Origin of the sequence: Streptomyces atriruber (assembly GCF_001418325.1) — a bacterium.
Taxonomy (GTDB): Bacteria; Actinomycetota; Actinomycetes; order Streptomycetales; family Streptomycetaceae; genus Streptomyces; species Streptomyces atriruber.
On the sequence record NZ_LIPN01000333.1, the window covers coordinates 1 to 12,820 of the forward strand.

Annotated in this window: 14 protein-coding genes; 4 read left to right on the forward strand and 10 right to left on the reverse strand. The window is 71.6% G+C overall.

Annotation, left to right across the window (positions count from 1 at the left end):
* Positions 1-69: 69 nt before the first annotated feature.
* Together AOK03_RS30065 and AOK03_RS30070 are read right to left on the reverse strand one after the other, a co-directional pair.
* A complete protein-coding gene (locus tag AOK03_RS30065) occupies positions 70-894 on the reverse strand; it encodes a purine-nucleoside phosphorylase (RefSeq protein ID WP_055568516.1) in 825 nt (274 codons plus the stop codon).
* A 104-nt stretch (positions 895-998) separates the two neighbouring features.
* Positions 999-1,436 carry a gamma-glutamylcyclotransferase family protein gene (locus AOK03_RS30070; RefSeq protein ID WP_055568517.1) on the reverse strand — a complete coding sequence of 146 codons (438 nt, stop codon included), beginning with the start codon at positions 1,434-1,436 and terminating at the stop codon, positions 999-1,001.
* Positions 1,437-1,558: 122 nt separating this feature from the next.
* On the opposite strand from AOK03_RS30070, the gene AOK03_RS30075 reads away from it, so the two are divergent.
* A complete protein-coding gene (locus AOK03_RS30075; protein WP_055568518.1) occupies positions 1,559-3,007 on the forward strand; it encodes an NAD(P)H-quinone dehydrogenase in 1,449 nt (482 codons plus the stop codon).
* Positions 3,008-3,183: 176 nt separating this feature from the next.
* Complete coding sequence (locus tag AOK03_RS30080) at positions 3,184-4,155, forward strand: DeoR/GlpR family DNA-binding transcription regulator (RefSeq protein WP_079075037.1); 972 nt, start codon at positions 3,184-3,186, stop codon at positions 4,153-4,155.
* Positions 4,156-4,233: 78 nt separating this feature from the next.
* On the opposite strand, the gene AOK03_RS30085 is transcribed toward AOK03_RS30080, so the two are convergent.
* From AOK03_RS30085 to AOK03_RS30100, 4 genes are all read right to left on the reverse strand, one after another.
* A complete protein-coding gene (locus AOK03_RS30085) occupies positions 4,234-4,797 on the reverse strand; it encodes a TetR/AcrR family transcriptional regulator (RefSeq protein ID WP_208609625.1) in 564 nt (187 codons plus the stop codon).
* Between the two features lie 115 nt (positions 4,798-4,912).
* On the reverse strand, positions 4,913-5,086 hold the full coding sequence (locus tag AOK03_RS30090) for a hypothetical protein (RefSeq protein WP_157869116.1): 174 nt from the start codon (positions 5,084-5,086) through the stop codon (positions 4,913-4,915).
* A gap of 5 nt (positions 5,087-5,091) precedes the next feature.
* Positions 5,092-5,982, reverse strand: coding sequence for a hypothetical protein (locus tag AOK03_RS30095; protein ID WP_055568522.1), 891 nt, complete (start codon positions 5,980-5,982; stop codon positions 5,092-5,094).
* Between the two features lie 340 nt (positions 5,983-6,322).
* On the reverse strand, positions 6,323-8,095 hold the full coding sequence (locus AOK03_RS30100) for an acetyl/propionyl/methylcrotonyl-CoA carboxylase subunit alpha (protein WP_055568523.1): 1,773 nt from the start codon (positions 8,093-8,095) through the stop codon (positions 6,323-6,325).
* Between the two features lie 355 nt (positions 8,096-8,450).
* Here AOK03_RS30100 and AOK03_RS30105 point away from each other — a divergent pair, with 355 nt between their 5' ends.
* Positions 8,451-8,882 (forward strand): hypothetical protein, encoded by a 432-nt coding sequence (locus AOK03_RS30105; RefSeq protein ID WP_055568524.1) that lies wholly within the window; start codon positions 8,451-8,453, stop codon positions 8,880-8,882.
* Between the two features lie 30 nt (positions 8,883-8,912).
* On the opposite strand, the gene AOK03_RS30110 is transcribed toward AOK03_RS30105, so the two are convergent.
* The 4 genes from AOK03_RS30110 to AOK03_RS30120 form a co-directional block, all read right to left on the reverse strand.
* Complete coding sequence (locus tag AOK03_RS30110) at positions 8,913-9,521, reverse strand: Maf family protein (protein ID WP_055568525.1); 609 nt, start codon at positions 9,519-9,521, stop codon at positions 8,913-8,915.
* A gap of 37 nt (positions 9,522-9,558) precedes the next feature.
* Positions 9,559-9,687, reverse strand: a complete 129-nt coding sequence (mmpB, locus tag AOK03_RS44920; protein ID WP_279616339.1) for a morphogenic membrane protein MmpB — start codon at positions 9,685-9,687, stop codon at positions 9,559-9,561.
* 106 nt (positions 9,688-9,793) lie between these two features.
* Positions 9,794-10,000, reverse strand: coding sequence for an acyl-CoA carboxylase subunit epsilon (locus AOK03_RS30115; RefSeq protein ID WP_055568526.1), 207 nt, complete (start codon positions 9,998-10,000; stop codon positions 9,794-9,796).
* A gap of 24 nt (positions 10,001-10,024) precedes the next feature.
* The gene (locus tag AOK03_RS30120; RefSeq protein WP_055568527.1) at positions 10,025-11,653 is read right to left on the reverse strand and encodes an acyl-CoA carboxylase subunit beta; all 1,629 of its coding nucleotides are present in this window, start codon (positions 11,651-11,653) and stop codon (positions 10,025-10,027) included.
* A 126-nt stretch (positions 11,654-11,779) separates the two neighbouring features.
* On the opposite strand from AOK03_RS30120, the gene AOK03_RS30125 reads away from it, so the two are divergent.
* Entirely contained in the window at positions 11,780-12,643 is an 864-nt protein-coding gene (locus AOK03_RS30125; RefSeq protein ID WP_055568528.1) for a biotin--[acetyl-CoA-carboxylase] ligase, read from the forward strand.
* Positions 12,644-12,820: the final 177 nt, after the last annotated feature.

Genomic DNA, 12,820 nt, shown 5'->3' on the forward strand with positions numbered 1-12,820 from the left:
GACAGGTTGGGGGCAGGCCCCGGTGCGGGGTGCGGAGGGCACTGGTCGAGGCGCCCCCGCCAGTGAGGATCAGACTCGGCCCAGGACCTTGCCGAGGAGTTCGCCCATGCGGGTGGCGCTGTCGCGGCCCGCCTGGAGGACCTCCTCGTGGTTGAGGGGCTCGCCCGTCATGCCCGCGGCGAGGTTCGTGACCAGGGAGATGCCGAGGACCTCCGCGCCGGCCTCGCGGGCCGCGATGGCCTCGAGGACGGTGGACATGCCGACCAGGTCCGCACCGATGGTGCGGGCCATGCGGATCTCCGCCGGGGTCTCGTAGTGCGGGCCGGGGAACTGCGCGTAGACGCCCTCTTCGAGGGAGGGGTCGATCTCCTTGCAGAGGGCGCGCAGCCGCGGGGAGTAGAGGTCGGTGAGGTCCACGAAGTTCGCCCCGACGATCGGGGAGGTCGCCGTGAGGTTCAGGTGGTCGCTGATCAGCACGGGCTGGCCGGGACGCATGCCCTCGCGCAGGCCGCCGCAGCCGTTGGTCAGCACGATGGTCTTGCAGCCCGCGGCGACGGCGGTGCGGACGCCGTGCGAGACGGCGGCCACGCCACGGCCCTCGTAGTAGTGGGTGCGGCCCAGGAAGACCAGCGCACGCTTGTCGCCGATCTTGAAGGAGCGGATGCGGCCGCCGTGCCCCTGGACCGCCGGCGGCGGGAAGCCGGGCAGTTCGGTGACGGCGAAGTCCGCCTCGGGCTCGCCCAGCGCGTCGACGGCCGGCGCCCAGCCGGAGCCCATCACGAGAGCGACGTCGTGGGTCTCTGCGCCCGTGAGCTCGCGCAGGCGCGCGGCGGCGGCGTCGGCGGCGGCGTAGGGGTCGCCCTGGATGTCGTCCGGAATAACTGAAGCGTTCACGCGGACGAGAGTAGCCGGTCATGGCCTACGCGCGTAGATGACGATGCTTACGGGATTGGGATCGTTGTCTTGTCGTTTCCGACGAGGGAGCCGGCGGCGGGCCGTCAGCAGGGGCGCTTGCGGAGTTCCATCACGTAGTCGTGGGGGGCGCCGGCCGATTCGGCGGCATCCGCCAGTTCTCCCAGGTAGCGCGCCGAGGGAAGGCCGCCTTCGTAACCATTGAGGACGTACACCCAGGCGGGTTCCTCGCCCTCCAGGGTGTCGACGCGGACCCGCATGCGCCGGTAGATGTCGAGGCCGACGCCTTCCCAGCGGTCCATGGAGTCCTCGTCCATGGGGGCGATGTCGTAGAGCGTGACGAAGACCTGGGAGCGCGGCGCCTCGACGAGCGTGGCGAGCGCGCCTTCCCAGCCCATGTGTTCCCCGCCGAAAGTGAGCCGCCAGCCGGTCAGCCACCCGGTCGCGCGCAGCGGTGAGTGCGGTGCGCGGCGTGACATGAGCCGCGGATCCAGATTGCCGGCGTACGCGGCGTAGAGCGACATGAGGTCGAGGGTACGGCAGCAATCAAGCGCACCCCTCCTGGAAGGGAAGGACCGCCCGGACTAGGGGGCGGTCGCACGGACGGAGGCCCCCGGGGCGTGAGCACCTTGAAGCGTGCGGGACAATGGAGTACGTGACTCGGATCGTGATCATTGGCGGCGGACCCGGCGGATACGAGGCGGCTCTTGTGGCCGCACAGCTCGGCGCGGAGGTGACCGTCGTCGACTGCGACGGTCTGGGCGGGGCGTCGGTGCTCACCGACTGCGTGCCGTCCAAGACTCTGATCGCCACGGCCGAGGTGATGACCACCTTCGACTCGTCGTACGAAGAGCTCGGGATCATCGTCGCGGACGACACCCCCCACATCGACACTCCCGCGCGCGTGGTCGGCGTCGACCTGGGCAAGGTCAACCGCCGTGTGAAGCGGCTCGCGCTCGCGCAGTCGCACGACATCACCGCGTCGGTGACGCGGGCCGGTGCGCGCGTGCTGCGCGGCCGGGGGCGTCTGGAGGGGCAGCAGGACGTCGACGGTTCGCGCAAGGTCGTGGTGCGCGCCGCGGACGGGAGCGAGGAGACCCTCGTCGCCGACGCCGTGCTGATCGCCACCGGTGGGCATCCGCGCGAGGTGCCGGACGCGCAGCCCGACGGCGAGCGGATCCTGAACTGGACCCAGGTCTACGACCTCGACGAGCTGCCCGAGGAGCTCATCGTGGTCGGCTCGGGTGTGACCGGTGCCGAGTTCGCCGGTGCCTATCAGGCGCTCGGGTCGAACGTGACCCTCGTGTCGAGCCGCGACCGGGTGCTTCCCGGTGAGGACCCGGACGCCGCCGCCGTCCTGGAGGACGTCTTCCGGCGCCGCGGCATGAACGTGATGTCCCGCTCCCGAGCCGCTTCCGCCAAGCGCGTCGGGGACCGGGTCGAGGTCACGCTCGCCGACGGACGCGTCATCTCCGGCTCGCACTGCCTGATGGCCGTCGGCGCCATCCCGAACAGCAGCGGCATGGGCCTGGAGGAGGCCGGGGTCAAGGTGAAGGACTCCGGGCACATCTGGACCGACAAGGTGTCGCGTACGTCGGCCCCCGGCGTCTACGCCGCCGGTGACGTGACCGGGATCTTCGCGCTGGCCTCCGTCGCCGCCATGCAGGGCCGCATCGCGATGTACCACTTCCTGGGCGACGCCGTGCAGCCGCTGAACCTGAAGGCCGTGTCGGCGAACGTCTTCACCGACCCGGAGATCGCGACCGTCGGCTACAGCCAGGCCGACGTCGACTCGGGGAAGATCGACGCCCGCGTCGTGAAGCTGCCGCTGCTGCGCAATCCGCGCGCGAAGATGCAGGGCATCCGCGACGGCTTCGTCAAGATCTTCTGCCGTCCGGGCACGGGCATCGTGGTCGGCGGTGTGGTCGTCGCGCCGCGCGCCTCGGAACTGATCCACCCCATCTCGATCGCGGTCGACAACAATCTGACGGTCGAGCAGATCGCGAATGCGTTCACCGTGTACCCGTCGCTTTCGGGGTCGATCGCGGAGGTCGCGCGTCAGCTGCACACGCGGAAGACGGCGGGCGAAGGCTGATCCGACCGGCGGCCGGAATCAACTCTTTGCAGGTCACGCACTGTTGTCTCCCATTCGCGCGGCATAGGCCGGGGGAGTAAGCACCTATACCACTTTCCACCCTGCCGTGCGAACAACTTCTGTAATTCGGCGCAAACTGCTGAAAGCAGACGGTCGTTGGGGTTACTGTCAGTTTCGTGTTCGCTGCAGAACGTCGTCAATTGATCCTCGAAATGGTGCGAGCCAACGGGGCGGTATCGCTCCGTGAGCTCGCCCGCGTCGTCCAGACCTCCGAAGTGACCGTACGGCGGGACGTGCGCGCGCTGGAGGCAGAAGGACTCCTCGACCGCCGACATGGCGGTGCGGTATTGCCGGGCGGATTCACGCGGGAGTCCGGCTTTCCGCAGAAATCACATCTCGCGACCGCCGAGAAGACGGCCATCGCCGATCTCGCGGCGGGTCTCGTCGAAGAGGGCGAAGCCATCGTCGTCGGGGCGGGTACGACCACGCAGGAGCTGGCCCGACGGCTCGCGCGGGTACCCGGCCTGACCGTCGTCACCAACTCCCTCCTGGTGGCACAGGCATTGGCGCACGCCAACAGGGTGGAAGTCGTCATGACCGGCGGCACCTTGCGCGGCTCGAACTACGCACTCGTGGGCAGCGGGGCCGAGCAGTCCCTCCAGGGGCTGCGGGTGTCACGGGCCTTCCTGTCGGGCAGTGGTCTGACCGCCGAGCGCGGCCTCTCCACGTCCAACATGCTCTCCGCGAGCGTGGACCGCGCGCTGGTCCAGGCGGCGGCCGAGGTCGTGGTCCTCGCCGACCACACCAAGCTCGGCACCGACACGATGTTCCAGACGGTGCCGACGGACGTCATCACCCGCCTGGTCACGGACGAACCGCCGGGGCACGACGACCGTGCCGCGACGGAACTGCAGGCCCTGGCCGACCAGGGCGTGCAGATCACGGTGGCGGGCGGCGCCACAGGCCCTAACTCCGCGCCCGGTGTCGACTCCGTCCCGGCGGGGCGCCAGCCGCGCCGGGACGTGCCCCTGCCGGGTCAGCGTCGTACTCACGGGGCGGGCCCGGGCCAGCAGCTGCGCAGCGCGCTCCTCGGGGAACAGCCCCCCGGGGAACGGGCGGCGCGGGTCGCGGACCTGCGCCGCCGCTGAACCCGGCGGCCGCGGGACCGCCGGGCAGGGTCGACGCGCCGTCACGGACCGTGACGGCGCACCGGGCAGACGCGGGTGTTACGCCGGTGTCTGCCCGTCGGCCTTCAGCCCCCGCAGGGTCAGCGTGAGCAGGCGGTCGGCCAGCTCCGGATCGTCCGGGGTCTCCTCGGCCGCCAGCGAGATCGCGTTGGTCAGCTGGAGCAGGTCGCCGATGGAGACGTCGGGGCGCACCGCCCCCGCCTCCTGCGCGCGGACGAGCAGCGCCGTGCCCGCCTCACGCATGGGCATGCTGCACTGCGCGAGCGCCGAAGTGTCGTCGTGCGACGCCGACATGAGCGCGCTCGACAGACCGCGATACTCACCCGCATGAGTGATGATGGCCCGCAGCCACGCCACCAGCGCGGAGCACGGCTGCGGGTCGTCGAGCAGGGCGTGCGAGCGCGCGAGGAGGTCGCACACCGCGTCCTCCCAGACCGCGCTCATCAGCGCGTGCCGGTTGGGGAAGTGCCGGTAGAGCGTGCCGATGCCGACGCCCGCGCGGCGCGCCACGTCCTCCAGGGACGTGCCCGTGCCGTGTTCGGCGAAGGCGGAGCGCGCCTCGGCGAGCAGCCGGTCGTAGTTGCGGCGGGCGTCGGCCCGCATGGCGCGCGCCGACTGTGCCGCCTGCCGCGGCGCTCTCGCCTGCTGGCCCGTGCCGGTCGTCATCCCCGCACCCTTCGTGAACGTACGCGTCCCTCAAGGATGCCACTGCCCGTGGTCAGGGATCCTGGCGGGCGAAGAAGGCGTCCAGCTCCGCGCGGGCCCTGCGCTCGCGGCGGTGCGGCGGCAGGGAGCCGCCGCTCAGGTTCCGGGTCAGCCACAGGACCAGCGGATACGTGACACAGGTGCCGAGGACCACGCCGCTCAGCACTCCGGTGACCAGGTCACTCATGATCATCAACTCACCTTCGTACGGGACTTCTTGGCGCCGCCTCCGGATGCCGCCGCCGCTGTCGGAGCGCGGAAGCCGTCCAGGGCCGTCGCGATCATCGTGGCGCCGTTGTCCGGGGCCACCGCGCCGTAGCCGAGCAGCCGCCAGCGCGCGTCGACGGCATCGCTGTCGTAGTACGGCACCGGGCCCGCCGCCGACGGCACCAGGAGCGGCTCGGGCCCCTTCGCGCAGCCGTGGCAGGCGGCGACCTCCTCGGTGCCTTCCGGGGCGCCGGGGAGCGCCACGCGTGCGTGCCCGCGCTCGTGCAGCGGGTTGAAGTAGCAGGGCGGGTCGGGCCGCAGCGGCTCTTCCGTCACCAGGGCCTGCAGGGCGCGCATCCCGATGCGGCTGAACTCGATCGCCGCCACGAGCTCGCCGAGCGCGTGGGCCGCGTCGTACTCGGGGTCGGGGCTCCGCGGTCCTTCGCGGGCCGGGCCGATCACCGAGTTGCTCGCCTGGATCGACGCGGTGACCGCGAACGAGGCGAGTTCCGCGCGCAGTTGCGGCGCGAGCGAGCAGGTGTGGCGCAGGGTGTCGCCGAGCGCGGACGCGTCGCCGAGCAGCTCGGCCCGCCGCTCGGCGTGCGCGCGCAGGGCCTCCGGGTCGCCGGCCGGGTCCGGCGGCGGGGCCGCCCAGTCGGGCGCGGGCAGCGGGAGGGCGAAGGTGTAGGGGCGGCGTCTGCCCAGCGGCAGGTGGGTGAAGCGGCGCAGGAGCGCGACGGACAGGGCGGCGGACATGCCGAGGACGAGCCCGGCCTCGTAGCGCTGCCCGGTGTCCGCGGTGGCCGCGAACCAGCCGGTCGTGGTGATGGCGGCCGCCGTTGCGAGCAGCCCTAGTACGTCCCCCGTGCGTTTCACTGAAGTCCCCCCGTGGCCTTCGGTTCTACGCGGGGGAGGACGCGGGGCGGGGCGGCGGCGGTTGCGCTTGTTCCGGCCGGAGTGCGAGTTCCCCGCGCTCCTTGGGGTGGTGCTCGTCGTGTGTGCCTGCGGGCCGGTGGGGCCTTGTCGCGCAGTTCCCCGCGCCCCTGAGGAGTCCACCGCACCCGGCACCGTCGCATGCAGGGCGCATTCGGTGGAGCGTCACGGGGGACCGGTCAGGGGGGCGGGGAACTGCGCGACGAGCCCCCACCGGCCCGCGGCGGGCGGACACGCGGACGGGCCGGGCTGNNCCGGCCCGTCCGCGTGTGCGTTCCTGCGGTCAGTCCTTGATCTCGCAGATCACCGCACCGGAGGTCAGGCTCGCGCCGACCTCGGCGGTGAGGCCCTTGATCGTGCCCGAGCGGTGCGCGTTCAGGGGCTGTTCCATCTTCATGGCCTCCAGGACGACGACCAGGTCGCCCTCCTTGACCTCCTGGCCCTCCTCGACCGCGACCTTGACGATCGTGCCCTGCATGGGCGAGGCGAGGGTGTCACCGGACGCGGCAGGACCGGACTTCTTGGCCGCACGGCGCTTGGGGCGGGCGCCGCCCGCCGCCGCGGTGCGTGCGATGGTCATGCCCAGCGACGAGGGCAGCGAGACCTCCAGGCGCTTGCCGCCGACCTCGACGACGACCGTCTCGCGGCCGGGCTCCTCGTCCGTCTCGGCGTCCGCGGAGGCCGTGAACGGCGGGATCTCGTTGACGAACTCGGTCTCGATCCACCGGGTGTGGACCGTGAACGGGTCGCTGGAGCCGGTCAGTTCGGGCGCGAACGCCGGGTCCGTGACGACGGCGCGGTGGAAGGGGATGGCCGTGGCCATGCCCTCGACGTCGAACTCGGCGAGCGCGCGGGAGGCGCGCTGCAGCGCCTGCTCACGGGTGGCGCCGGTGACGATCAGCTTGGCGAGGAGCGAGTCCCAGGCCGGGCCGATGACCGAGCCGGACTCGACGCCCGCGTCCAGGCGGACACCGGGGCCCGACGGCGGCGCGAACGTCGTGACGGTGCCGGGCGCGGGCAGGAAGTTGCGGCCCGGGTCCTCGCCGTTGATGCGGAACTCGAAGGAGTGACCCCGCAGTTCCGGGTCGCCGTAGCCGAGCTCCTCGCCGTCGGCGATGCGGAACATCTCCCGGACGAGGTCGATGCCCGCGACCTCTTCGGTGACCGGGTGCTCCACCTGCAGACGGGTGTTGACCTCCAGGAAGGAGATCGTGCCGTCGACACCGACGAGGAACTCGACGGTGCCCGCGCCGACGTAGCCGGCCTCCTTGAGGATCGCCTTGGAGGCGGCGTACAGCTCGGCGTTCTGCTCGGCGGTCAGGAACGGCGCGGGCGCCTCCTCGACGAGCTTCTGGTGGCGGCGCTGCAGCGAGCAGTCACGGGTCGAGACGACCACGACGTTGCCGTGCTTGTCCGCCAGGCACTGGGTCTCGACGTGCCGCGGCTTGTCGAGGTAGCGCTCCACGAAGCACTCGCCGCGGCCGAAGGCGGCCACGGCCTCGCGCACCGCGGAGTCGTACAGCTCGGGGACCTCTTCGAGGGTGCGGGCCACCTTCAGTCCGCGGCCACCACCGCCGAACGCCGCCTTGATCGCGATCGGCAGGCCGTTGGCCTCGGCGAACGCGACGACCTCGTCGGCGCCGGACACCGGGTCGGGCGTGCCCGCGACGAGCGGGGCGCCCGCGCGCTGCGCGATGTGGCGTGCGGCGACCTTGTCGCCGAGGTCACGGATGGCCTGCGGCGGCGGGCCGATCCAGTTCAGGCCCGCGTCGATGACGGCCTGCGCGAAGTCGGCGTTCTCCGAAAGGAAGCCGTAGCCGGGGTGGATGGCATCCGCCCCCGCGTCCTTGGCCGCTGCCAGCACCTTGGAGATGTCCAGGTAGCTGGTGGCCGGAGTGTCACCGCCCAGCGCGAACGCCTCATCGGCTGCCCGTACATGCAGCGCGTCCCTGTCAGGGTCTGCGTAGACGGCTACGCTCGCGATCCCTGCATCCCGGCATGCCCGGGCAACGCGGACAGCGATTTCGCCACGGTTGGCGATGAGCACCTTGCGCACGATGGCTCCCTCCTTGAAACAAGCCGAGTTTAGGGACTGCCGACACGGCCTTACGACCCGTCCCCAATGGTGAGCTTGCCCACACGGAGTGTGACTCGAGACCGGCTAGGTTCGCGAAAACCCTTGTCGCACCGCGGTACGCAGGGTCCCTTGACGGCAGCGTAGCCCTCCGGTGTGGTCAAGGTCTCTGTGAGTCAGCGCTGCGGACGCGCGGCTTTCTTTGTGGAGTCCCTACGAATGGCCCAATGATTCTTTGCCTGCGGCACAGCTCTTGTCCCGGGGTTTACCCGTTAGTAGCGTTCGCGATGGCTCGAACGTACTAGGGGTAACAGCAGCGGAAAGAGGGTGGGGCGCCGTGGCGCGCAGACCGGTGGCCTGGGTGGGCGCGATCATTCTCCTCGCGGAGGCGGTCGGCATCGCCCTCCTGAACTGGTTCCTCGGCCTCGTCGTCGACAAGCAGGACATGTCGCTGGCGGGCCTCGATCCGCGCGCGATGACCGTGTCGACCTGGATCGCGGGCGTCCTCTTCGGCGGCTACCTCGCGCTCTGCGCCGTCGTCCTGATCCGCACCGCCGTGCGCGACCGCGCCCCCGGCACCTTCGGCCGGCTCCTCCTGATCAGCTGTGCCGTCGTGCACGGGCTGCTCGGGGCCTTCTCCGTGGGCCTGGTGGGCTGGGCCGCGTTCGTGTTCATGATGGTCGTGCTCGGCCTGGTCGTGCTCACGCTCGTGGTGTACGAGAAGAAGGCGCAGCAGGACGGTGCGGTGGCGGCCCCGCAGGCCGCCTGAGCCGGCGGCGGCCCGCTCCCGTCCGGGGGCCTATGGCCGCCACAACTCCGTGATGCCGACGCCCAGTTCGCCCAGGAGGCGGCGCAGCAGCGGCAGCGACAGGCCGATGACGTTGCCGTGGTCGCCCTCGATGCCCTCGATGAACGGCGCCGAGCGGCCGTCCAGCGTGAACGCCCCCGCCACGTGCAGCGGTTCGCCGCTCGCGACGTACGCGGCGATCTCGGCGTCGGAGGGCTCGCCGAAGCGGACCACGGTGGACGCCGTCGCCGACGCGTACCGCCCGGAGGCGGTGTCGCGGACGCAGTGGCCGGTCTGCAGGACGCCCGCGCGGCCGCGCATGGACTTCCAGCGGGCCGTGGCCTCTTCGGCGTCGGAGGGCTTGCCGAGCGCCTGGCCGTCCAGTTCGAGGACCGAGTCGCAGCCGATGACCAGCGCGCCCTTGGCGTCGGGCCGCGCGGCGACCACGGACGCCTTGGCCTCGGCCAAGGCGAGGGCGAGCTCGGCGGGCGTGGGCGCGGACACCTTGTCCTCGTCGACGCCGCTGACGATCACCTCGGGCGCGAGGCCCGCCTGACGGAGCAGGCCGAGCCGGGCGGGTGACTGGGAGGCGAGGACGAGACGGCGGGGCTGATCACTCATGCGCTCAGCGTAGCGAGCGCCCGCGCGGGCGCGGTTCTCAGTGGAGCCCCAGCACGAACATCGCGACAACCATCGCCAGGGCGAGGACGAGGCCCGCGCGGCGCATCTTCGCCTGCAGGTCCCGCATGTCCTTCGGAGGATCGTTCTCCGGGTCCGACCACAGCATGCATTCGATGGTGCGGCCGGACGGGCCGGGGCGCCTGAGTACGCGTACTCAAGTTCCCCCGGCCCACCGGCCTACGGGCTCACTGGCCCGCACACCGCCGGACGGCCTAGCCCGGCCAGTAACTGCGGCCCCACGCCGTGGGCGAGGGCGCGGGCAGCCGGTGGCGGGCCACCCGCGCGGGGTCCGCCCAGGAGTCGGGCAGCGCGGGCGCGCCGGACGGCCCGTCCGCCACCGCCGCGGCGCGCACCTGGACCACTGCCAGGGCGGCGGCGAGCTCCTCCGGGGTCGGATTTCCGCGTACGACCTTGATCATGAGGGCTCCTTACGGGATCGCGGCTTACAGGGGGATGTTGCCGTGCTTCTTCGGAGGGAGGGATTCCCGCTTCGTCCGCAGCTGACGCAGCCCGCGCACGAGGTGGGACCGGGTCTCGGACGGCATGATCACCGCGTCGACGTAGCCGCGCTCGGCCGCCGTGTACGGATTGAGCAGGGCGTCCTCGTACTCCTGGATGAGCCGCGTCCTGACCTCCTCGACGTCGTCCCCGGCCTCGGCGATCGTGCGGCGGTGCAGGATGTTCACGGCGCCCTGCGCGCCCATCACGGCGATCTGCGCGGTCGGCCAGGCGAGGTTGAGGTCGGCGCCCAGGTGCTTGGAGCCCATCACGTCGTACGCACCGCCGAAGGCCTTGCGCGTGATGATCGTGATCAGCGGGACGGTGGCCTCCGCGTACGCGTAGATGAGCTTCGCGCCGCGGCGGATGATGCCCGTGTGCTCCTGCTCGACGCCCGGCAGGAAGCCCGGCACGTCGACGAAGGTGATGACCGGGATGTTGAACGCGTCGCAGGTGCGGACGAAGCGGGCGCCCTTCTCCGAGGCGTCGATGTTCAGGCAGCCGGCGAACTGCGTCGGCTGGTTGGCGACGATGCCCACCGGGTGGCCCTCGATCCGGCCGAAGCCGGTGAGGATGTTCGGCGCGAACAGCGGCTGCGTCTCGAAGAACTCGGCGTCGTCCAGGACGTGCTCGATGACGCCGTGCATGTCGTACGGCTGGTTGGCGCTGTCCGGGATCAGCGTGTCCAGCGCCAGGTCCTCGTCCGTGGGCGCCAGGTCCGCCTCCTCGGGGAAGGCGGGCGCCTCGCTGAGGTTGTTCGAAGGCAGGTAGGACAGCAGGGACTTGACGTACTCGATCGCGTCCTTCTCGTCGCCCGCCATGTGGTGCGCCACGCCCGACGTGGAGTTGTGGGTGCGGGCGCCGCCCAGCTCCTCGAAGCCCACGTCCTCACCGGTGACGGTCTTGATGACGTCGGGTCCCGTGATGAACATGTGCGAGGTCTGGTCGACCATGATCGTGAAGTCGGTGATCGCCGGGGAGTAGACGGCGCCGCCCGCGCAGGGGCCGACGACCAGGCTGATCTGCGGGATCACACCCGAGGCGTGGGTGTTGCGGCGGAAGATCTCGCCGTACATCCCGAGGGCCATCACGCCCTCCTGGATGCGGGCGCCGCCGGAGTCGTTGATGCCGATGACCGGACAGCCGGTCTTCAGCGCGAAGTCCATGACCTTCACGATCTTCTGGCCGTAGACCTCGCCGAGCGCACCGCCGAAGACGGTGAAGTCCTGCGAGAACACGGCGACCGGGCGGCCGTCGACAGTGCCGTATCCGGTCACGACGCCGTCGCCGTACGGCCGGTTCTTCTCCAGGCCGAAGTTGGTCGACCGGTGCTGGGCGAACTCGTCGAGCTCGACGAAGGAGCCTTCGTCGAGCAGGAGTTCAATGCGCTCGCGCGCCGTCAGCTTCCCCTTGGCGTGCTGCTTCTCGACCGCGCGGGCCGAGCCCGCGTGCTTGGCCTCCTCGATGCGGCGCTGCAGGTCGGCAAGTTTTCCCGCGGTCGTATGGATGTCGATGGCGCCGTCTTCGGCGGTGCGGTCTGACGCGGGCACGTTGGGCTCTTCCGGCTCGGACATCGGGATGCGGCTCCCTGCCTGCTCAAAGGTGCTTGTCTACGGCTGTGCGGCTGGCTACTGACCCGTAGCGTATCGGCGCCCATACCGTTCGGCAGTGCGTCGTTTACCACACCTAAGGTGGCTTGCATGACGCCGTCAGATGCTGAAGACAACCGCTGGTCCGACCTCGACAGGCCGCCCCTGAACGCCGCCGCGCTCCGCCGGACCCTGCTGAGGGACGGCGGCCTGTGGTCCTCGCTCGACGTGGTGGCCGCCACCGGTTCCACCAACACCGACCTCGCGGCGCGCGCCGACGAGCTCGCCGAGGGTGCGGTGCTCGTCGCCGAGGAACAGAGCGCGGGGCGTGGCCGTCTCGACCGCCGCTGGTCCGCGCCCGCCCGCTCGGGCCTCTTCTTCTCCGTGCTCCTCAAGCCCGCCGACGTGCCGGTCGAGCGGTGGGGCTGGCTGCCGCTGCTCACGGGCGTCGCCGTCGCCACGGGCCTCTCGCGGACGGCGGGCGTGGACACGGCACTCAAGTGGCCGAACGATCTCCTGGTCACGGTCGGTGACCAGGAACGGAAGGCGGGCGGCATCCTCGCGGAGCGGGCGGGCTCCGCGTCCGGCGGGGGCATCGTCGTCGGCGTCGGCCTCAACGTCACGCTGCGCGAGGACGAGCTGCCCGTGCCGACGGCGGGGTCGCTCGCCCTGGCCGGCGCGAAGGTCACGGACCGTGACCCGCTGCTGCGGGCCGTGCTGCGCTCCCTGGAGCAGTGGTACGGCGACTGGCGCGCGGCGGGCGGCGACCCGGCCGCCTCCCGCCTCCAGGAGACCTACGCCGCAGGCTGCGCGACCCTGGGCCGCCAGGTCCGCGCAGAGCTCCCCGGCGACCGCTCCGTGGTGGGCGAGGCGGTGGCGGTGGACGGCGACGGCCGCCTGGTCCTGGCCACGGAGGAGGGCGTACAGCAGCCGGTGGGCGCGGCCGACATCGTGCACCTACGCCCGGCGGACTAACCCCGGCCGGGCCGAGCTCGACGCTCCGGCGGGGTACGCCCCGGGTGGGCCGGCCTCAACGTCCTGGCGGGACGACGGCTGCCCCTGCGCAACACCCCGGGTGGGCTGGCCTCAACGTTCTGGCGGGGCGGCGGCTGCCTCAGGGGCGCGGGGAACTGCGCAACACCCCGGGTGGGC

Coding starts and splice junctions, on each gene's coding strand:
- AOK03_RS30070 (WP_055568517.1), bottom strand. CDS start 1,436: ATGTCGCTCTACGCCGCGTACGCCGGCAATCTGGATCCGCGGCTCATG.
- AOK03_RS30075 (WP_055568518.1), top strand. CDS start 1,559: ATGGAGTACGTGACTCGGATCGTGATCATTGGCGGCGGACCCGGCGGA.
- AOK03_RS30085 (WP_208609625.1), bottom strand. CDS start 4,797: ATGCGGGCCGACGCCCGCCGCAACTACGACCGGCTGCTCGCCGAGGCG.
- AOK03_RS30090 (WP_157869116.1), bottom strand. CDS start 5,086: ATGAGTGACCTGGTCACCGGAGTGCTGAGCGGCGTGGTCCTCGGCACC.
- AOK03_RS30110 (WP_055568525.1), bottom strand. CDS start 9,521: ATGAGTGATCAGCCCCGCCGTCTCGTCCTCGCCTCCCAGTCACCCGCC.
- mmpB (WP_279616339.1), bottom strand. CDS start 9,687: ATGCTGTGGTCGGACCCGGAGAACGATCCTCCGAAGGACATGCGGGAC.
- AOK03_RS30115 (WP_055568526.1), bottom strand. CDS start 10,000: ATGATCAAGGTCGTACGCGGAAATCCGACCCCGGAGGAGCTCGCCGCC.
- AOK03_RS30120 (WP_055568527.1), bottom strand. CDS start 11,653: ATGTCCGAGCCGGAAGAGCCCAACGTGCCCGCGTCAGACCGCACCGCC.
- AOK03_RS30125 (WP_055568528.1), top strand. CDS start 11,780: ATGACGCCGTCAGATGCTGAAGACAACCGCTGGTCCGACCTCGACAGG.